General features: G+C 33.5%; 21 protein-coding genes and 1 pseudogene. 5 read left to right on the top strand and 17 right to left on the bottom strand.

The window, feature by feature from the left end:
• Window positions 1-13 precede the first annotated feature (13 nt).
• The 6 genes from B3D98_RS08565 to B3D98_RS08540 form a co-directional block, all read right to left on the bottom strand.
• The gene (locus tag B3D98_RS08565; RefSeq protein WP_288582406.1) at window positions 14-1,549 is read right to left on the bottom strand and encodes a multicopper oxidase family protein; all 1,536 of its coding nucleotides are present in this window, start codon (window positions 1,547-1,549) and stop codon (window positions 14-16) included.
• 125 nt (window positions 1,550-1,674) lie between these two features.
• Window positions 1,675-2,214, bottom strand: a complete 540-nt coding sequence (locus B3D98_RS08560; protein WP_115673635.1) for a TVP38/TMEM64 family protein — start codon at window positions 2,212-2,214, stop codon at window positions 1,675-1,677.
• Between the two features lie 50 nt (window positions 2,215-2,264).
• Window positions 2,265-3,137 carry a C39 family peptidase gene (locus B3D98_RS08555; RefSeq protein WP_288582404.1) on the bottom strand — a complete coding sequence of 291 codons (873 nt, stop codon included), beginning with the start codon at window positions 3,135-3,137 and terminating at the stop codon, window positions 2,265-2,267.
• 242 nt (window positions 3,138-3,379) lie between these two features.
• Window positions 3,380-3,562: a DUF1541 domain-containing protein gene (locus B3D98_RS21665; protein WP_082148192.1), complete on the bottom strand. Its 183-nt coding sequence runs from the start codon at window positions 3,560-3,562 to the stop codon at window positions 3,380-3,382.
• A gap of 31 nt (window positions 3,563-3,593) precedes the next feature.
• Window positions 3,594-4,127: a thiol-disulfide oxidoreductase ResA gene (gene resA / locus B3D98_RS08545; protein ID WP_115673636.1), complete on the bottom strand. Its 534-nt coding sequence runs from the start codon at window positions 4,125-4,127 to the stop codon at window positions 3,594-3,596.
• Window positions 4,128-4,165: 38 nt separating this feature from the next.
• Entirely contained in the window at window positions 4,166-4,876 is a 711-nt protein-coding gene (locus tag B3D98_RS08540; protein ID WP_112118605.1) for a cytochrome c biogenesis CcdA family protein, read from the bottom strand.
• Between the two features lie 372 nt (window positions 4,877-5,248).
• Between B3D98_RS08540 and B3D98_RS08535 the strand changes: the two genes are divergently transcribed.
• A complete protein-coding gene (locus tag B3D98_RS08535; RefSeq protein WP_048395961.1) occupies window positions 5,249-5,524 on the top strand; it encodes a YqhV family protein in 276 nt (91 codons plus the stop codon).
• Window positions 5,525-6,072: 548 nt separating this feature from the next.
• Here B3D98_RS08535 and B3D98_RS08530 read toward each other — a convergent pair.
• Window positions 6,073-6,393 (bottom strand): ArsR/SmtB family transcription factor, encoded by a 321-nt coding sequence (locus tag B3D98_RS08530; RefSeq protein WP_288582397.1) that lies wholly within the window; start codon window positions 6,391-6,393, stop codon window positions 6,073-6,075.
• A 500-nt stretch (window positions 6,394-6,893) separates the two neighbouring features.
• On the opposite strand from B3D98_RS08530, the gene B3D98_RS08525 reads away from it, so the two are divergent.
• Window positions 6,894-7,514 (top strand): class I SAM-dependent methyltransferase, encoded by a 621-nt coding sequence (locus B3D98_RS08525; protein ID WP_048392989.1) that lies wholly within the window; start codon window positions 6,894-6,896, stop codon window positions 7,512-7,514.
• Window positions 7,515-7,702: 188 nt separating this feature from the next.
• Here B3D98_RS08525 and B3D98_RS08520 read toward each other — a convergent pair whose 3' ends face one another.
• Complete coding sequence (locus tag B3D98_RS08520; RefSeq protein ID WP_054550207.1) at window positions 7,703-8,596, bottom strand: DMT family transporter; 894 nt, start codon at window positions 8,594-8,596, stop codon at window positions 7,703-7,705.
• Between the two features lie 182 nt (window positions 8,597-8,778).
• On the opposite strand from B3D98_RS08520, the pseudogene B3D98_RS08515 reads away from it, so the two are divergent.
• A pseudogene (locus B3D98_RS08515) lies at window positions 8,779-9,647 on the top strand (LysR family transcriptional regulator).
• Window positions 9,648-9,711: 64 nt separating this feature from the next.
• On the opposite strand, the gene B3D98_RS08510 reads toward B3D98_RS08515, so the two are convergent.
• The 4 genes from B3D98_RS08510 to B3D98_RS08495 form a co-directional block, all read right to left on the bottom strand.
• The gene (locus tag B3D98_RS08510; protein ID WP_288582395.1) at window positions 9,712-10,002 is read right to left on the bottom strand and encodes a hypothetical protein; all 291 of its coding nucleotides are present in this window, start codon (window positions 10,000-10,002) and stop codon (window positions 9,712-9,714) included.
• Between the two features lie 41 nt (window positions 10,003-10,043).
• Window positions 10,044-10,922 carry an SHOCT domain-containing protein gene (locus tag B3D98_RS08505; protein WP_288582378.1) on the bottom strand — a complete coding sequence of 293 codons (879 nt, stop codon included), beginning with the start codon at window positions 10,920-10,922 and terminating at the stop codon, window positions 10,044-10,046.
• A 76-nt stretch (window positions 10,923-10,998) separates the two neighbouring features.
• Window positions 10,999-11,409, bottom strand: coding sequence for an SHOCT domain-containing protein (locus B3D98_RS08500; protein ID WP_288582374.1), 411 nt, complete (start codon window positions 11,407-11,409; stop codon window positions 10,999-11,001).
• Between the two features lie 1,802 nt (window positions 11,410-13,211).
• Window positions 13,212-13,661, bottom strand: a complete 450-nt coding sequence (locus B3D98_RS08495) for a GNAT family N-acetyltransferase (RefSeq protein ID WP_288582372.1) — start codon at window positions 13,659-13,661, stop codon at window positions 13,212-13,214.
• A gap of 455 nt (window positions 13,662-14,116) precedes the next feature.
• Here B3D98_RS08495 and B3D98_RS08490 point away from each other — a divergent pair, with 455 nt between their 5' ends.
• Window positions 14,117-14,266, top strand: a complete 150-nt coding sequence (locus B3D98_RS08490) for a hypothetical protein (RefSeq protein ID WP_016992948.1) — start codon at window positions 14,117-14,119, stop codon at window positions 14,264-14,266.
• An 87-nt stretch (window positions 14,267-14,353) separates the two neighbouring features.
• Here the strand turns inward: B3D98_RS08490 and B3D98_RS08485 are convergent, their stop codons facing one another.
• From B3D98_RS08485 to B3D98_RS08470, 4 genes are all read right to left on the bottom strand, one after another.
• Entirely contained in the window at window positions 14,354-15,172 is an 819-nt protein-coding gene (locus B3D98_RS08485; RefSeq protein ID WP_288582369.1) for an SPL family radical SAM protein, read from the bottom strand.
• A 30-nt stretch (window positions 15,173-15,202) separates the two neighbouring features.
• Window positions 15,203-15,736 carry a methylated-DNA--[protein]-cysteine S-methyltransferase gene (gene adaB / locus B3D98_RS08480; RefSeq protein WP_259419687.1) on the bottom strand — a complete coding sequence of 178 codons (534 nt, stop codon included), beginning with the start codon at window positions 15,734-15,736 and terminating at the stop codon, window positions 15,203-15,205.
• Window positions 15,720-16,340, bottom strand: a complete 621-nt coding sequence (locus B3D98_RS08475) for a bifunctional transcriptional activator/DNA repair enzyme AdaA (protein WP_259419463.1) — start codon at window positions 16,338-16,340, stop codon at window positions 15,720-15,722. The genes adaB and B3D98_RS08475 overlap by 17 nt, the downstream gene beginning before the upstream one ends.
• A gap of 85 nt (window positions 16,341-16,425) precedes the next feature.
• Window positions 16,426-17,139 (bottom strand): 2OG-Fe(II) oxygenase, encoded by a 714-nt coding sequence (locus B3D98_RS08470; protein ID WP_288582364.1) that lies wholly within the window; start codon window positions 17,137-17,139, stop codon window positions 16,426-16,428.
• A 161-nt stretch (window positions 17,140-17,300) separates the two neighbouring features.
• Here B3D98_RS08470 and B3D98_RS08465 point away from each other — a divergent pair, with 161 nt between their 5' ends.
• Window positions 17,301-18,212: a DNA-3-methyladenine glycosylase 2 gene (locus B3D98_RS08465; RefSeq protein WP_288582362.1), complete on the top strand. Its 912-nt coding sequence runs from the start codon at window positions 17,301-17,303 to the stop codon at window positions 18,210-18,212.
• A 123-nt stretch (window positions 18,213-18,335) separates the two neighbouring features.
• On the opposite strand, the gene B3D98_RS08460 is transcribed toward B3D98_RS08465, so the two are convergent.
• Window positions 18,336-19,217, bottom strand: coding sequence for a LysR family transcriptional regulator (locus B3D98_RS08460; RefSeq protein ID WP_288582360.1), 882 nt, complete (start codon window positions 19,215-19,217; stop codon window positions 18,336-18,338).
• Window positions 19,218-19,303 lie beyond the last annotated feature (86 nt).

Here is a 19,303-nt window from a genome sequence, read left to right as displayed (position 1 = left end):
TTTTAAACTATTTTTATTTTACTTCAACTTGACCCATCATCCCATTTTCTTCATGTTCAAGGACATGGCAATGGAACATGTAAATGCCCTTATTATTGAACTTCACTGCTAATTTAACTGTTTGACCAGCTTCAACTGAAACCGTATCCTTCCACCCTTTTAAATTTAAAGGAGGTTCTTTCCCATCAATCGACACGATTTTAAATTGAGTGCCATGTATGTGGAAAGGATGTGTCATGCCACCCATCATATCAGGTTTATTATAAATTTCCCAAATTTCAGTATCTCCCTGTTTTTGAGTGAAATCAATGCGATTCATATCAAACTGTGAACCATTGATTGAAACCATTGTGCCCATACCAAAAAGTTCAAGTTTCTTTGTAACTGGTAAGGTTTTTTCCTCTTCCGTAACACCAAAATCATTTAATTTTTGTGCAATGTTACTTGTACTTGCAGCTTTTTGTTCAATTTTAAATGGTAAAAGAGTAATTCCTTCTTCATTTATTAATGCTATATCAGTTTTGTCATCCATCTTTGAAAAATCCACTATTACCTCTGCTCGCTCACCTGGTGTTAAGGTAATTTCTTTCATATCAGTTGGTTGATTTAAGAAACCTCCATCAGTAGCAATTTGTTGGAATGTAGCTCCATTATTCAATTTAAACGTATAATTACGAGCATTAGAACCGTTTAATAATCGAAGTCTTATTTTTTCTTTACCGACAGTAAGTTTAGGATTCAAAGTACCATTAATTAACAAAGTATCTCCTATTGTACCATCCTCATTAAGGACTGCTTGATAATTTAATTGCTTTTCTTCAGTAAATTGTCTATCTTGGAATACTAACGGAAAATCATTCACACCATACTCATTCGGTAAATTGATTTTTTGCGAATTTTCATCATCAATATAAATTAAGCCAGCTAAACCTTTATATACTTGCTCTGCTGTAGCACCTTCTGGATGTGGATGGAACCACAGCGTAGATGCTCCTTGATTAACTGTAAAATTTACATCTTCTGTTACACCTGGCTCTAAGACTTGATGTGGACCGCCATCACCATTTCCGGGAATTTCTAATCCATGCCAGTGAAATGTTGTTGGTTCAGATAAAGCATTTTTAGTTCTAAACGTTACCCTTTGATCTTTATGAATACGAATGACTGGCCCTAAAAAGGAACCATTATATCCATATGTCTCTGTTTTAGTTCCCTTAAGGATTTCTGTCGTTCCTTTTTGAGCAGTAATATCAACAATTCCATTTTTAGGTTCAATAATAGGTGGAAGCGCAAGCTCATTTTCCCCAGTTGAATTATTTAATGCTAATGGATTGGTGTGACTCGCATGACCATTTTCCATGTTACTATCTTTATTATCCATACCCTCCATGTTTTTCATTTCTTCATCACTCATATTGGAATGGTCCATACCAGACATAGTAGAATGGTCCATATTTGAATTAGTATTAGATTCCGAATTACCCGCACTACATCCCCCCATTATAATAGCGCCTACCAATAATGAAGCAATCAAAAGTTTAGATTTCATTATGTTTCCTCCTTTTATTCTTTACATAGGCACTATAACAAAGAAGTATGGAGAAATTATGGATTTGTAATTAAATAAGACAAGTATTAACCACTCTATCTAAGAAAACTTTGATATGACTTTTTTTACTTCTTAACTTTCCAAATCAAAATGATAATTGACATTAATAAGATACTTATTACAATTTTCCCTATTAAATTTACTTGCATAAAACCATATACGGCTCCTGCTTCAAAGATTAAGGCTGGTATTTTTCCAATCGTACTAGCAAGCGCAAATGTGCCTAAAGACACCTTAGAAAATGCACTAGTAAAAGTCACAAGACCTGATGACATAAAAGGTAAAATCCTTAAACTGACAATTATCCAAAATGCATCAGACCCTTCCAACTCCTTTAATTTTAAAAGTTTAGGGTGTAATACGAACGGTCTTTTCCATTTATTGATTCCTTTTCTATATAAAATAAAGCTAATAACTGCACCAAGTGATTCACCGATAATAGAAATCAACAAACCGTTGAATACGCCAAAAAACACAAGGTTAGTAGCTGTAACAAAAACACTTGGTAGTATACCTATAATACTAACCAAAGTATTTATCATTAAACTAACCAAAATTGCAAATAATCCAGATTGTTCAAGTAATTGAAGTAATTTTTCTTCCATGATTAAACGCTATCTTTTTTAACCTATTACTTGCATATAATGAACTATTGTTAATAAACAACAACTGCCTGTTCGCCTAATGCTTCATAGCTATTAAAAAATGCTCCCTTATCCAATGTTATCAATCCCTTACGTGGATCCATTACTTCCACAGTCGTATTTCCCAATAGTACCATTGTATGTAAATTTTGATACATTTGATGGTACTCACCTGCTTCTTCCATAATCCATCCCCCTTTAACCTTTGGTGGTGAGAGGTCCAATGTTACCCATATAATAACTGGTATTCCCTGTCTAATATAATTTGTTATTTCTTTTATTGTACTTCCACTACTATTTTTTGTATGTAAATCTAACTTTCTCTCGGTGATAAAATTATTAGCTGCTTTGACAATTGGTTCTGCAAAAACATATGTACCCGTTTCTAGATTGCTTGGCTCGCCGCCATATACTTGATTAGGATTTGGCCCATACTTTTTTTTCATTTTGTATTCAAACGATTGTTTAGGTAAATAATTTTGATCCATTTCTAATTTAGATGTTTCTGCACCATAGTAATTAAGTACTGCTGTAAGAGTAGTTATTTCACACCCATTTGGTAATTCAGGATTTTGTAGAATTACAGGAACTCCAAATCCTTTATTATGATTTACTGCATATGTTTGCACTAATATGGATTGTGTAGATGACGTATACGTAAATTTTTTCTCTGTTAAATACATTCCTGTTGTAAAATTGTTTGGATTCCCTACTTTTACTGTATAGGTTTCATTCGGTTGCAAATTATTAAATTGAGCCTCACCTTTATTCAAACTAATTGTTGAATCTATTTCTTTCCCTTCTTCATTAAGTAACACCACATATAGATCATTAAGTGGATCTCCACTAAAAAATTCAACGGTTAACACTGTTATGGTATTCAAGTTTGTATTTTTATTTGTACAACCCTCTAAAATAACTGCTAATAATCCTAAAGTGAAAATAATTCCCCACTTTCTAATGCCCCATACCTCCTCCCGTTATTATTACATGATTCAAAATGAATATAACGAATAATTATGGAGAAATTATGGATTAAAATTAAAATGGATTTTTAGAATTTCTTCATAAAAAAAGATGTTCCATTTGTCAAAATTGACTTGACTCGTCGAACATCTCTGAGTATTTAATTTTTACGGAGTAGATCATCACTTTCCGTTAGCCATTTATGAATTGTTACTTTTACACCAGAAGTAGAAGTGTAGTTAACCATATACACAGTTGTTTCTTCTGCGGAATTGATTCCTCTTCCATCTCCTTCATTTTGTCTTCGCTGCACATGCAATGTAACAATTTTTGAATTACCCAAAATTGACTTTAGTGATATTAAGAATCATTTTTTAGTCTGGTAGAATTAGTTCCATATAATTCTTTATATCTTGTTCTTTCATTTCTCCAGTGATTATTTTTTCTATTTTCCCCTCAGAATTAATAAGAATAGTCGTTGGTAATGGATTGATATTATATGCTTCCATTACACTTTTATTTTTATCTATTAAAACCGGAAAAGTTAGACCTTTTCGGTCAATATAATTTTGAACCACGAAGTCGGATTCTGCTATATTTATAGCTAATACCTGTATACCCTTTTCTTTATAATCATTATAATATCTATCTATAATTGGAAATTCTCTTTCGCAAGGTTTGCACCAAGTACCCCAAAAGTTTAAAAAGACACCTTGTCCTTTGTATTCTTCCAAATTATGTTTCTCACCATGCATATCAACTAGAGTAAAATTTGGAGCATCGTCCCCTATTTTTAATACTTCATTTTTATCTTGCGTTAAAGTTGTATAGACTGTGAAGAATATTGCCCCAAATAATATAATTAATATAATTGAACGCATAAGAAATCTTCTCTTTTTTTTATCCATAATGAAGTTAGGCTCCTTCCTCTCTTATATATGTAAAACTAGAAACCAGTAAACCCTCCAAAAATCGGTGTTAAAAACGCAATAATTTTAGTCATCATATCAAAGTATAATAAAACCCCCATCACAATCATTATTGCACCACCTATTTTCATAAACAGTCCATTTTTTCTTTGAAGAAACTTCATTTTTCCGATAAATAAAGACATTATTAGGAAAGGTATAGAAAAACCTAGCACATAAAATAGCATGTACAACATACCCTTCCCGGGATCAGACACGCCTAAAGCTATTACTCCTGCAAGAATTGGTCCAGTACAAGGTGTCCATCCAGCTGCAAAACCCATACCAATAAGTACCGAACCAAAATATCCTTTGGGCCTTTTTTTAAAATGAATCTTTTTTTCAGATTGTAAAATATCGATTTTAAAAAAACCTAGAATAACTAATCCAAAAAAGACCATGATAATTGCTCCAATTTGTCTTAGGAACTCTTTATACTGAATAAAAATCTGTCCGATAAAAGAAGTTGAAAAACCTAATGCCATAAAAATAATAGAAAAACCAAGTAAAAAAAGCAGGGTATGTATCAGAGATTTTCGCCTCAAAATCCCTTTTTCTTCTTTTAGTTCATTAAAGGATATTCCTGTTACATAAGATAGAAAAGCTGGATACAATGGTAATGAACAAGGTGATAAAAATGATAATAATCCAGCACCAAATGCAAGAAGTAAATTTAAATGCTCTAACAAATACGCTCACTCAACCTTTCTATAGTCCATTTGAAAATAAAGTATAGACTATAAATATGGAGAATATATGCATATGCAGCGTGATATAAGAATTAGAATTTTTTTGATAGCTTTCTAATTTTTCATTAATCTAAATAGGGATTAAAAATAAAAAATGAGCCGTGTTTCAACTTTAGAAACACAGCTCATTTATTATGCTAATTCTAAACATTGGAAAAATCTTTAATTATATTCCTAGTCTAAGGATTAAAGCATAATCTAACAAGAATATTAGACACGAATCATACATATATTGATTTTAGTATTTCATTAAAACAAAAATCTATTATTCTATTCATGATGGAATTATATTAAATTTTCTATAAAGATAGGATGATGACAATTATTGAAAAGTCGGTTCTTGCTATGGTTATTTTACGTGTATTGTCTGGGAGTATTGAAGTAAGTGCTGGATTGTTGATGCTAAAGTTAAATAATCTAGAAAAAGCATTTTATATTAATACCATGCTTGCTTTGGTTGGTCCAACAGTTTTAATCGTAACGACAGCAATTGCATTATTTGGACTAGCAGATAAAATACCTGTGACAAGAATCGTTTGCTTATTTACGGGTATAACACTTATTATTATTAGCTCACATATTAAATAAATATAAAATATTATTAAAATTCAGCAAAAGCATACAAGTGTCAGAATATGAGTTTGACGAAAAAATAATCTTCACAACCTTTTGGATCCAAGTTATCTTCTGTATCTTTATAGCATGGTTCCATTCATAATCTTTGTTAAACTCTTTTATGAATCACCTAACATGTTCATTAAATTACTGTAGCGTGTGACGACGCTGCTTTTTTTTATGTATAATTAGCCTTTATTTGCACAAATTTATATTGAGTGTATCGCACGCACTTATACGGTGGTGGCGTTGGTTGACCGTCACGACCTCCCTCAATAAGGGTTACATTATCTCAGTAACCCTTTTATAATTTCTATTCAGATCAGGTAGTTTTCTACTTTGGACTAACCTTAATTAAACCTTTACGACCACTAACCCTATTGGTAAAGATGTTCCTCTATCTTTGATTTTTTCTGTACTAGCTCATTCATATAGTTAAGGAACACCTATTTCCTCATAATTTTAAATCTCCTGCATCCTTCCCTATATATTATGGAATCTGCTTTTATTTATATATATCTTTAATCTACATGGTTTGCACAGCACGCAACATCAGAATGAACATCTTCTAAAACCGTATCAAACATTTCAAGAAGTTCGCGAATACGCTCATTTCTCAAACTATAGTAGCAATATTTTCCTTCATTACGACCAACAATAATGCCACACCCTTTTAAACAGGCTAAGTGTTGAGAGATATTAGACTGATTCCCCTTTAATTCCTTGACGATTTGAGATACTGTCTTCTCTTTCTCTTTGATACACTCTAAAATTTGAAGTCTTACCTTGTTTGAAAATCCATGAATTAGTTTAATTTTTAAGTCAATATTTTTTTCTGTCACAAAATCTCCTCCAATTCATATTAGACTTAGCTAATATGTTTTGATATGATCATATTCGATATCACTAATATGTGTGTCAAACATACTAGCACTACCTAATATGTCTGTCAAAAATTTTAAAAAATATGGATCTCTCTTCAGCTAATAAACGTAGGCATCCTCAAGTTAGATTTTTTACTGTCTGAAAAGGAATATTAGATTAAACTTGGGACAGGTTTCACAACTGGCTGGACACTTGTAATAATGGCTTTAGGGCTAACAAACCCTGATAAAGGCTTATTATACATACTTATTAATGTACTTGGTTTTTCAATTTCCTTTCTTAAGCTGTCTCAAATTACGTTTCTTCCAAAAAGAAGCCATTTATGATTATTGATTTTAATGGGATTTTATTATATTTTGACATGATGACAAAGATTATTGCGTGGGTCACTCCTATTTTCGGAGGGGACACAGGATTTTAGAAGTTCATACGCTCTGTAGAAAGGCTGGATGTAGCATTGAATAATACGTGGAACAAAATTATCTATAAAATTGGCTCTTCCTTTTACGATAAATTTTTTAATACAGGTACTTTTTTAAAGACTAGAAAGAGGATTTTTCAAGAAGTGCCTTTTCAGCGTAAACAAAAAATCCTCTATGTAGGTATTGGTACTGGGGCTGATTTAGAATTAATCAACTATGTTGATTATGATATAACTGCCATTGATTATTCTCCTGATATGCTAGCGAAAGCTCAACATAAATTCGAGCACTCTTCTATCAATTTTTTAGAAATGGATGCTCAAAAAATGTCTTTTGCAGATGAATCATTTGACTATATTGTAGCTAGTTTAATACTTTCTGTGGTTCCTAATGAAAATAAATGCTTTGAAGAGATGATAAGAGTTTTAAAGAAGGATGGTAGAATTCTTATCTTTGATAAATTTGCTCCTAAAAATCAAAAACTAACGCTAACAAAAAAATTGGTAAGGCCATTTATAAGTATGTTAGGAACAGATATTGGTAGAAGTTTTGAGGAGTTGTTTAAACAAAATGATCAAAGGCTCAGAATTATAAGAGATGAATCTGTTATGTTAAAGGGTATGTATAGATATATTGAAGTTCTTAAACTCTCTTAGCTAAGGGCATAGCTGAACTAGCAGTTAACGTTTTGGAGAAACTCATCAAGAAGCTCAAGCATCTTATCAAGAGTTTAAAAAACAACAATTAGCCAACTTGAATTGGCTGATTGTTGTCTTAGTAATTGAACAACCCTATAAATGTTAAATACCATGTACTATCGATTTAAGTCTCCCGTGATAAATTGTTACTCTATTTGTTTTTTCATGAGTTGTTTTGAAAAGTTAAAAAATCGAATTTCGCTAACAAATGTAGAACCTAATAAAAATACCCCTCCGATAATTTGCACTAGGGTCATTTGCTCTTGCAATATCATTGCAGAAATCAATATTGCTACAAAAGGATCGACATAACTTAGCATCGCAATACTCTGCCCTTTCAATTTTTCCATTCCCGAGAAAAACAACCAAAATCCAATCCCTGTATTAACGATACCTAAAATTAAAATAAAAGGAATAGATGCGCTTGATAATCCAAAAATCCCAAAGCCTTCTGTCAAAAAAACATACGGCAGCAGTAATAATGCAGTCGTTCCAAGTTGAATAATGGTCATCTCTAGCTTGTCCATCTCTTTAATAAATTTGTTTAAAAGTAACAATGCCGCATAAAACGCAGCTGCCATCAATCCAAAGGTAAGTCCAAGGAAATCATCTGATTCCGTTGCACTCACCCCTTCTCCTACAATCATTATCATACCGATAATTGCTATGACAATGCATATTATTTTCTTTATGGATAATTGTTCCCTAAGTACAACAGGTGAAAGAATCATTACAAATACTGGTGCAAAGTAATATCCTAGTGTGGCATTGGCAAGTGATGTGTGGTCGTAGGATTGATAGAGAAAAATCCAGTTTCCTCCCAATGCAACGCCTGAGAGAAACAAAAATAAAGCATTCGATTTCACTAAATTCCAGGATATTTTTTTCTTCATTATGGAGAAAATGAAGAATAAAAATAAGCATCCTAGTAAACTACTTAGTAAAGCTCTTTCACTCGCCGCTAAATCAATGTAACGCACAACTAAACCGATTGTGCCAAAAATAATCATTGATACGATAAATTGAAATTTAGATTTCATGGCCTACTCCCCTAACCTACCGCAATTTAATAGGAACTATTAGGTGTTTTTTCCGTCCTTTCCTTCCACTCCCTTTCAACTTGCTTTTGTAATGGGAATAGCATAGCATACTTATATGTATTACAAAATTGAATGTTTGTCATGCTACACATAACAAAATAGCATGCAAGGGGGATAGCGCAATGAATATCCAAAAATATATGGCCTTTGTCAAAGCAGTAGAATATGGGAGTTTTACAAGTGCTGCCGATGCATTAAACTATACACAGTCTGGTATCAGCCGTATGATCAACGATTTAGAATCAGAATGGGGAATTTCCCTTTTTGAACGAGGTCATGCCGGAATCAGTTTAACATCCGATGGCTTAAAGTTACTGCCCCAATTACAACGTATATGTAATGAGCATGAAATGTTAATGATGCAGATCGAAGACTTACATGATATCCAATCAGGAATCATCCGAATTGGTACATTTTCTAGTGTAGCAACACATTGGCTACCTTATAGATCAAATTCTTTAAGCAGGATTATCCAGGGATTGATTTCGAGTTACTCTTAGGAGATTACACCGAAATCGAAAGCTGGATTATCGAAGGTAGGGTCGACTTTGGATTTTTGCGACTACCAACAAAAGCTAAAATGGAAACAATCTTTGTAGAGCAAGACCGACTGTTGGTAGTCATTCATCAGAATCATCATCTTGCTGATTGCGATAAATTTCCTATAAGCGAACTATTGACCAGTCCATTCATGCTTTTAGAAAAAGGCGCAAAAGCTGAAATCTCCGAAATTTTTGAGAAGCACAATATCTCGCCGCACATTTCTTTTACAACATGGGACGACTATGCCATTATGTCAATGGTGGAAAACGGGTTGGGAATCAGTATATTACCTGAACTGATTTTAGAACGCATTCCGTACCAAATTATCGCGAAAGAGCTTGAGATCCCTGCTTTTCGAACTATTGGGATTGCGATGAGAGAGCAACAATCGCTGTCACTTGCAGCAAAGAGATTTATAGAATATTTATCCTATAGAAAGAGAAAATAAGAAGTTTAGCTATTATTTTGCACACTATAAAAAGCGTATTCGAAAAAATCTCGAATACGCTGCATTAATCTTCCACCGCTTCTAAATAGCCTTGCTGTAAACATGTATCCGTCATAAACTGCTTTATCCCTGCATCAAATGACAATTTGATCGTGCTACTTGTGACCTCCAAAATTTTTCCCTCTCCAAACATCACATGCTTCACCTTTGAGCCAACGATTAACGCTGACTCCGTTGTAATTGTCCTGTCATTACGGTATTGCTTTAATGCTTTCCTCGGACTTTTCGACGCTTTCTTTGGTAATTCCTGAGGTGAAACGATTTGCTTTAACGCCTTCTGTGAATACACAGCCATTAACGGGATGGGATTTCAATATTAAACTTTGTAACCTCTTTTTAAGAAATTATTTTTTTCTTTTGTAAATCAAATTCCTCTTGATTAATTATCCCTTCTTTGAGTAAATCGTGCAATTTTCTAATTTCATCAGCAACATTAGAAGGATTTATTTTATTATCATTGTTATTATTAATACTTTGTATAGTATTTTTTTTATCTTCTTTATCTGCTATATCGATAATTATTTTTAATAGACTATGCCAATGCGTTATTTGTTTATTGGAATTAATATAAATACTGCTATTTTTTGAAACTACAGTATCAGAAGACATAAAAGTAATTCTATAAAATGATTTTTTTGTATTGTTCACTACTATTTGTAACTGAACTTTTTTTACTTCGTTAGTAGATGTGGTTGATCCTGACAATCCACCAATAATTGCTCCTACTCCTCCAGCCAGTACACCACCTAATAATGCACCACCGATTTGACTTCCTCTCGAAGTTCGAGTAACAGTTACATCGTCCTCTATTATTTCTGACTGTAATATGTCCTTATATAAATAGATCTTATATTCATAGTCATATTTATTAAGTGTTTGAGATAATTGAGCCACGTTTTCAATTTTATTGTTGATTATTAAGACTTTCTTGTTGTCTTCATCAATTGCAATCATAGTTTCCATATCTGTGGAAAAAAATTCTTGCGTGGCGTTGAAATTCTCAATTCCTTCTAATATTTCCCTCATTTTTTTAACTAATTCAGCAGAAAGATTGCCTTTTCGTTTTGCATCAATAATTAGTCCACCAAAAGCACTGATTATTCCACCTATTATACAAAACCAAATTAATCCACTACTAATATCGCCACTACTTAGAGCAGAAAAAAATATAATTGCAATTATTATAAGTCCTAAACACCCAATTCCAACTCCCATACGGGTTACCCCCTTAATTATACAATTTTTTCTGAAAATAAATGAAGCACCAGTAAATATCGATGCTTCATATTTTTTATATTAGTTGTTGCTTTAGTTTATTGAATTCTTCCTCTGTTAATATACCATCCTTGTACATTCGAGCTATTTCACTTAATTTCTCAATAGTATCTACGGACAAGGAATTCGCCACCTTCGTAGATGCCTGTCCAAATTGCTTATTAAATCTTTCGAATGCATTAAACATACATTCTTTTGATCCCCACGCTTTTCGTATGTTCTCTGGATTTAATAATCTACAATGCCCAGTAAATTTATTTTGTTGGAGCCTCCATCCGGAGTTTTCTTCTAAAGTGTTCCAACATACCTTCCCTCCTGCTGTAGGGAAATCAATATTTGGCATATCTCCAATTAAATTACAGAGTTCGCCTATTAATTTAGGATTAGCTGCAAGAAGAGCTAATTGTGGTGGAATAGGTGCTGTCATTTTAATCATCCTTTTTTAAAAATTTTTTACCTACTTAGTTTTTAAACATTACATATTTTTGATTTCTGTACAAAAACCTCCTAAGATGGATGTAATACAATAGTAACATTTTTAACCACGAAGAGTAAGACAAAGATTCTACAATAACAGCTCTAAAATAATTGAACAAAATAGGTGTTTAAAGATAATAATTGTTGCTTATTCAACTAACCGACTAAAGTGTGAAAATTAGACCTTATGCAATATATATTGATGGAAACGAAGTATCAGCCGAAGACCTTAGAGAACCAAGTACTCGAGTTAGTTACAAACTTGAGGGACTAGACTGGCTAATACTATTAATTCCAATAACTTTATTAAACGAAAATTACTTAATCTTTAAGTACATACTAGTATTGAATAATATAGATTTACCAGCTTGGTATTTTGTGTTATTAAGAACGTTAATACTTGCTTATTTGTTAGGTATTTTGTATGGCTTTATTCCTGTTTTCTCTTATTTAATAATTGTAATGCCAAGTGTAATTGCATTTATGTTCTTATCTGAATATTTGTATGAAAATGTATGGGGGTGGATCATTAGAATTATATTTGCCTTGCTTGTCGGAGTGTTTACATACCTAGGGAATTCATTTGTAGCATCATCTGCTAACCCTTATAAGTTATTAATACATGAATTGATTACAAAATTTAATTATAAGTATACAAGGGAAGCATTTCACCTTAGAACCCTCATTAATGTAATTCGATATAGTAAAATAAAGAAAATAATAGTGAAAGAAAACGAAAGTTATAATATTAAGATATTAAAATGATATTAGGATTATCGGATTCAATGAAGCTGTAGAAAGCTTATACTTTAAATGCTCCGTACACGATAATTCAAAGAGAAATTCTAAGAGAGCTGCTTCTAAAAGGCTAAATAAAAAGTTAAGGGAAAGCCTTAATGAATACGGCGAGTCACATCCAGAGTACATATCTTCATGGCGACCAAATATAAGGGAATTTAATATTTTAAATGAAATACTAAATAAGGACCGTTATAATGCTATTTATCCAGAATCAGAAGAATTTGATTTTAAAATTTATATAGGACCTCACGCTTATATTGGAGTAATTAAGGCACCTTCATTATGAAAACCCAAAATTCTCTTAGGGGAACATTTAGATAGAAGTAACTCGTGCTACACTTACTCAATACGAAGAACTTGTTGAACAATATTCTAGTAACCTTAAAATAAAAAAGGTAAGTTAGGACATATAACATACCTCTATATGGAGTGTGATTGACACAGATATCAGATAAGTTAAGGCACCTCCAGGTTAAATTTTCACTCGTAAATCGTATTAGAATGGTTGAATCAGATAGATAAAAAGTTAGCTTAGGACATCCTACAAAAGGGTGTCCTTTTGTTTAAATATCAATTCCTCTTGAACTAATAAGATTTAAAGATTGAGAAATTAACTAACATATTCTTTTCCATCCTCTGGTACTTTCTACAGTGCCTTTAATTGCGTTAGTGTAATATAGGCATTCATTTTTCTGTAAACTTTTTCAAATATCGAGATATTTTTTGTATTGCCTACTCCGTTCTAAAAAAATCTATTTTCTATTATACCAGATGATACTGATTAACTTCTTAAGAGCATTAAAAGCAACTAAGCTCGACTACTACTCATTCGAGTGATCTTAGCTGTTAAGGAAATTGTTTGCATCTTCATCATTTTTAGATCTTATCAAAAACAAAAAAGCGTATATACAAAATGTACAACGCTTTTTAGTAGCTCGTTAGTGAAATTTTTTATTTGGCTATCCATTCATATTGAATATCAGCTAAATTTTCTTCATTTTCATGTCCTCTCCCTATGATTTTAAATCCATGTTTTTCATAAAATCGTTGGGCATTTTCATTAACCTCAAATGTGTATAAAGTTAATCGCCCTTTTGATTGTGCCTTTACTTTATCTAGTAATGTATGACCTATGCCCATCCCTTGATAGTCAATATGAATATATAGTTGGCTTATTTCTTCTTCGTTATAGGCAATCATGCCAACTACTTTTTCATCTATTAACGCTAAATCGATGTGAAACTGCTCAGCTAATAGATGATTTAAGAAATATACATGACTTTCAAAGGTATGAATTTCTTTTTGACCAATCGCCTGCTCCTTACTATCTCGCCACATAGCAACTGTTTGTTCAGCGTATTGGGGGGTATATTGCGTAATAATTATTTTGTGTTGGTTCACTACGATGCCTCCTTAAGCATAATGTAAAAAATAGATCTTATGAAAAATACTTGGTTGGATTCCTAAATCCTGATTGCATACGACTTTAGCAATGCAATATACTTTAAATCAAATATTTTACATTCAAGACTAAACCTATGTAGTTTGTATTTCCTCACATCTTCTGGAAAAATATAAGACATTCCTGTATGCTTCAATTTTTAATCGACTATAATAATTATTTTCTCGTCTTGTCAATGTCGTAATTCAAACAGCGTGATAGCCCTTTTATAAACCACCTGCTATCATTATCAATTACTTCCTACCATAGTTTGAACCGTAGATTTAAATTTGGATAATTTTCATTCATACTATACTCCTTAATAAAGTAAAGCACATTACTTGAAGAATTAAATGTAAGTTCTACGGATAAAAAAACATCTTCCACTCACACTAATGGTGGAGGTGAGATGAAAATGGGAAATAATAAACATAAAAATAATAAAACGCAAGACAACAAAAAACAGCAGAATCAAAATCAAAATGCTAACAATGAGCGTAAAAACAGAGAAGAGTTTGCTGAAGAAGTAGATTTCAGTCAAATTCAAAATGAAAACAAACGTTAATCATACTATCATGTGAAGAAACCCTAATACTCACTTCAGTAAAGATGGGTATTGGGGCTATTTTTATAATCCATCTATTACAGCATTTTACGGCTCAAACCCAGCCTGACTTATATAAACATGATTTTCTGGAAAGATTTCAATAAATCGGTTGTATACTTTTTTTATTACATCTGGTCCATACCATTCTTCTAAACCAAGTTGGTCATATTTTTTCTCAATCTCAAGTTTTCTTGTGCGTTTTCCACCACTGCCATCTCCCATGAAGTAGTCATCTATACATATCCGATCGACGAGTTGCTTCAATTTCAAAGGAAAATATTCTCCACTTGGTAAAATGGGAGCGATAGCAACTTGGGTCGGTATGTCCGCAGCTGCTAATTTTTCCAATGTCTTAAAACGCGCTTGGATTGGAGGTGCCATTGGCGTAAAATGTTTACGTATCGTTTCCGAATCTGTCTCAATTGTCATACTTACCCGCACTTTTTCTTTAAATTGTCGCAGCAAATCAATATCTCGACTGACAAGTGGACTTCTCGTCTGTACAAATAAGAAATCAGGGGGATCATCTAGCATAACCTCTAGTAAAGATCGCGTCACTTTTTCCTTATGCTCTATTGGCTGATACGGGTCTGTACTTGAGGACATAAAAATGGTTACAGGCCCTTTGGCTTTAGCACGATGAAGCTCCTTTTTTAATACATTAGCCGCACCGTTTTTAACATCGACCCAACTACCCCATTCCCCTTCTCGAAAAAGAGATACAGGCATTTGACGTACATAGCAATAAGAACATCCAAATGAACAGCCTGTATAAGGATTGAGCGAATGCGTATAGCCAGAAAGAAAGCCAGTTCCTTTATTCAAAATGGTTTTTGGATGCTTATAGAATAATTCGCTTTTCATACGAAACCTCCATTCCATGTAAAGCAAGTATTACGCATTGCTAGATGAACCTCGCTTTTCAAGTTCCAAGAGCAATTTCTTCATTGCTAATCCGCCCCGATAGCCTGTTAAAGAGCCATTCTTTCCTGTTACACGATGGCACGGTACAGTAAGTAACACTGGATTAGCCCCAATAGCCGCTCCAACAGCACGAACAGCTGCTGGTTTATTGATAGCATGGGCAATGTCTGAATAGGATTTCGTCTGCCCATAAGGAATTTCACAAAGTGCTTGCCAGACTGCTAGCTGAAATGGCGTACCTACGTACTCAAATGGGATAGTAAAGGTTTTCCTCTTTCCTGCTAGATACTGAATGATTTCATTGACATAGGGTTCAAGCTTTTCCTCATCTTCAACAAAAGGACTTCCTGGAAAGCGTTTCTTCGCCCATTCAAACATTTCCTCGATTGGTTTGTTCTGTGAACCAACAAACACAAGGCCCTTGGAGGTAGCAGCAATATAAAAATGCCAATCCTCAAACTTGAGTAAAGACCAAAAGAGGGTTGGTTTATTTTTTATTTCCATCATTCATTTCCTCCATTTTTCTCATTTGACGAAATTGCGCTGGGGTCTCACCTGTTTTCTTTTTAAATAAAGTAATAAAATAGGGTGCATTCGCCATACCCACACATATGGCAATATCGCCTATTGCTTTATTCGTCTCAATCAAATACTTTTTAGCCGCGTGTACGCGAACTTGTTGTATATACTCAATGGGCGTCAAGCCTTTAATCTTTTTAAATGTTCGATGCATATGATAGGGACTCCCATGACAAATCATTGCTAATGATTCGAGCGTTAATTTTTCAGCGAAATTTTGATCAATGTATGCTGTGATAATATCAACCCACTCGCTATCAGGCAAATTTTCATTAGTAGGCTTGCAACGTTTACAAGGGCGAAAATTTGCTTGGAGTGCTTGTTCTGCGGTTGCAAAAATACATACATTCTCTTTTTTCGGAACGCGAGACTTACAGGATGGTTTACAGAATATCCCTGTTGACTTGACAGCATAAAAAAATTGATTGTTGTACGCTGTATCATTCGTGATAATGGCTTGCCATTTTTCATCTGTCATCATTTCTACATTATTTAAAATATCATTTTCATCATTCATAGGATCCAGCATTTATCTCACCTCTCCTTACAATATACTCCCTAAAAATTCACAATGTACAATTCTAGATATGGAATAGCAAGATATTGAAGTTTTTTTATTTAGAATCGTGAAAAATGATGCCAAGACCGTATCGTTCTCCAGCAGTAATCGTACTTACTCCATGACGAACCGTATGTTTATAATATCCCCTTTTCCCTAGAACAGGTCTATGGTTTGTAGGAAAGATGAGCGCACTGCCTTGATCTAACGTAATGACATGTCCCCTACTCTGAGCACGTGGAATTTGTTCCACTAGGAGGGATTCTCCACCAAAAAAGTCTTGTTCGCGTTGATTTAATACAAATACTACTTGAAACGGGAAAAACACATCGCCATATAAATCTTGATGCAAACAATTAAAGCCACCTGTTTCATACTTTAAGAGTAACGGTGTCGGTCTAGTTTGTTCAAATTCTTCACAAGTGTTCAAAAAATCTTGAAGCTGAGCTGGAAAATGTACTGTTTTCTTTAAATAACCTAACCATCGATTAGATGTTTTGGCCAATTCTTGATAAAAGGACTCTCTTAAACTTTGGATAATTTCAGGCAATGGATAGGAAAAATATTTGTATTCCCCCTCCCCAAAGCGATACCTGGTCATATTAATGGTCGTTCTATATGGCTCTTCTGTACTATACAACCCTATTAAGAATTCACATTCCTCTTTTGTTAAAATTACTGGAAGCTTTGCAAATCCTTGCTTATCTAGTTCATGTTGAATGGAATCCCACTCCAAGCTGCCAACACGTGTTTGAATATCTTGGACCATTTTTATTCCCTCCTTAGCCTTCTTAATAACTAACACTATAACCTCATCAATAGAAAAAAATAAGGCGTTTAGAATGGAATAGCAAGATAACAAAATGAGTAAAGCTACTTTTATGATAAAGTAAACTAACAAACTGTGTAGTTGAAAAGGAGAATGAAAAAGTGATATGGCATGACGTTGACGATGTGATGATCATTACCTTACCAGCAAATTTTGATATGAATGCAAATCTAGGCTATTTAACAAGAGAAAAAAATGAATGCCTGTATGAAATAGAGAACAATATCATCACAAAAGTGATAGCCATTGGAGAAATGCAGTCTTTAGTACAGATAAGCGTAATCGATAATCAACAAATGGTTGTTCAATTCCTAAATGGTTCTAGGCCTATTGAAAAGAGGGAGAGGGAAAAAATTGCAACATATATAATTGAATGGTTTGATCTTGATAACGATTTAACGCCATTTTATGAAATGGCAAATACAGATCCATTACTTCAAATACCTGCCCAAAAATTCTATGGATTACGAGTTATCGGCATTCCCGATTTATTTGAAGCGTTATGCTGGGGCGTTTTAGGGCAACAAATCAACCTTGCCTTTGCCTACTCTTTAAAGAGACAATTTGTAGAAAGCTTTGGCGATTCTATCGAATGGAATGGTAAAAAGTATTGGGTATTCCCTCCATACGAACGAATTGCACAGTTAGAACCTACTGACCTAGCAGCTATTAAAATGACGGTTAAAAAAAGTGAATATATCATTGGCATTGCAAGATTAATGGCATGCGGAGAATTATCGAAGGAACAATTAATGAAAATGAATTTTAAAGAGGCAGAAAAAAGCTTAATCAAAATACGAGGAATCGGACCTTGGACAGCCAATTACGTGCTAATGCGCTGCCTACGGTTTCAGACAGCTTTTCCAATCGATGATGTAGGTCTGATTAATTCAATAAAAACATTACGTAATATGAACCAAAAGCCTACGAAAGAGGAAATTTTAGCGCTCTCGATACCATGGAAAAACTGGGAATCCTACGCTACCTTCTATTTATGGCGTGTTCTTTACTAAATATCATCACCTTGATTTGAGCATGTTTTGAAAAAATGAACCAAAACATGCTCTTACGTAGGTATGTTTTATGCTTCTAGAAAAGCACAATGATGATGAACAATCGCAATGGACACAGAATTCTTATAGCTGTAATTCTTTAATACAATCCATGGTTGTTTTTATAAACTCTTTGACAGCGGGAAGGGGTTGCTTCTTTGAGCGAGTAATGATGCTTATTTCTCGGAAAGGTTCGGGTAAGAGAGGTTTTACAATGGTACCTGCTAAATTATAGGGTAAAGCTAGTTCTGGTATGATTGTAATGCCTAATCCTTCACGTACCATTGCAATGATTGTTTGATTTTCTTCCACATTAAACTCTATGTTTGGGGATACCTCTTGTTCCTGTAAAAACTTCTTAACACTCACTTCACATCCTAGCTGAGGCATAATAAAAGCCTCCCCTTGAAGTTCTTCCGCCTTTACTTGTTCATTTATGGCAAGATGATGATGAATCGGTACGATTGCTACTAATCTATCTCTTACTATGGTAGTAGCCTCCAAATGATCCATAGGGTTACTTAAAGATGTAAAACCTATATCCACTTTCCCCTCTTCTACCCAACGTGTAATTTGGTCATAGCTCCCCTCATAAAAATCGATTTCAATTCCCTTAAACTCTCCTTTAAACCGTGATATGATCGTTGGCAACACTTTTGAAGCGAAACTTGAAAAGCTGCCAATATTTATTTTTCCGTTTTGTATTCCTAAAATAGAAGCCGCTTCTTGTTTAATGCTTTCTGCTTCGGATAAGATATTTCTCATATTGTTGATGATACGTTCTCCACTATCTGTTAATGAGATGCCGTTTCTTCCTCTATTCAAAAGTTTAATACCGAGTTCTGACTCTAATGAAGCGATATTATGGCTTATGCCCGATTGTGTCATCGCCAATATTTCTCCTGCTTTTGTGAAATTTCCAATATCGACTACTTTGACGAATATTTCTATTTGCAAAAGGTTCACAAACTAACCTCCGTATAAGATTTAACTTTCCATTCGACTTCCTCATGTTTAAGATTAAAAACATGAATTTTACTTATCAATTCTAT

The sequence above is a fragment of the Lysinibacillus sp. UBA5994 genome, assembly GCF_002429725.1.
Classification (GTDB): domain Bacteria; phylum Bacillota; class Bacilli; order Bacillales_A; family Planococcaceae; genus Lysinibacillus; species Lysinibacillus capsici.
Note: the sequence above shows the minus strand (reverse complement) of the source record. Positions and strands in the feature narration are given on the sequence as shown.

Bases quoted from the DNA above. Each gene is read 5' to 3' on its own strand.
- B3D98_RS08510 (WP_288582395.1), bottom strand. From the start codon at position 10,002: ATGGCTGTGTATTCACAGAAGGCGTTAAAGCAAATCGTTTCACCTCAG.
- B3D98_RS08475 (WP_259419463.1), bottom strand. From the start codon at position 16,340: ATGCTGGATCCTATGAATGATGAAAATGATATTTTAAATAATGTAGAA.
- B3D98_RS08565 (WP_288582406.1), bottom strand. From the start codon at position 1,549: ATGAAATCTAAACTTTTGATTGCTTCATTATTGGTAGGCGCTATTATA.
- adaB (WP_259419687.1), bottom strand. From the start codon at position 15,736: ATGGAAATAAAAAATAAACCAACCCTCTTTTGGTCTTTACTCAAGTTT.
- B3D98_RS08535 (WP_048395961.1), top strand. From the start codon at position 5,249: ATGATGACAATTATTGAAAAGTCGGTTCTTGCTATGGTTATTTTACGT.
- B3D98_RS08470 (WP_288582364.1), bottom strand. From the start codon at position 17,139: ATGGTCCAAGATATTCAAACACGTGTTGGCAGCTTGGAGTGGGATTCC.
- B3D98_RS08500 (WP_288582374.1), bottom strand. From the start codon at position 11,409: ATGACAGCACCTATTCCACCACAATTAGCTCTTCTTGCAGCTAATCCT.
- B3D98_RS08485 (WP_288582369.1), bottom strand. From the start codon at position 15,172: ATGAAAAGCGAATTATTCTATAAGCATCCAAAAACCATTTTGAATAAA.
- B3D98_RS08505 (WP_288582378.1), bottom strand. From the start codon at position 10,922: ATGGGAGTTGGAATTGGGTGTTTAGGACTTATAATAATTGCAATTATA.
- B3D98_RS08520 (WP_054550207.1), bottom strand. From the start codon at position 8,596: ATGAAATCTAAATTTCAATTTATCGTATCAATGATTATTTTTGGCACA.
- resA (WP_115673636.1), bottom strand. From the start codon at position 4,127: ATGGATAAAAAAAAGAGAAGATTTCTTATGCGTTCAATTATATTAATT.
- B3D98_RS08560 (WP_115673635.1), bottom strand. From the start codon at position 2,214: ATGGAAGAAAAATTACTTCAATTACTTGAACAATCTGGATTATTTGCA.
- B3D98_RS08490 (WP_016992948.1), top strand. From the start codon at position 14,117: ATGGGAAATAATAAACATAAAAATAATAAAACGCAAGACAACAAAAAA.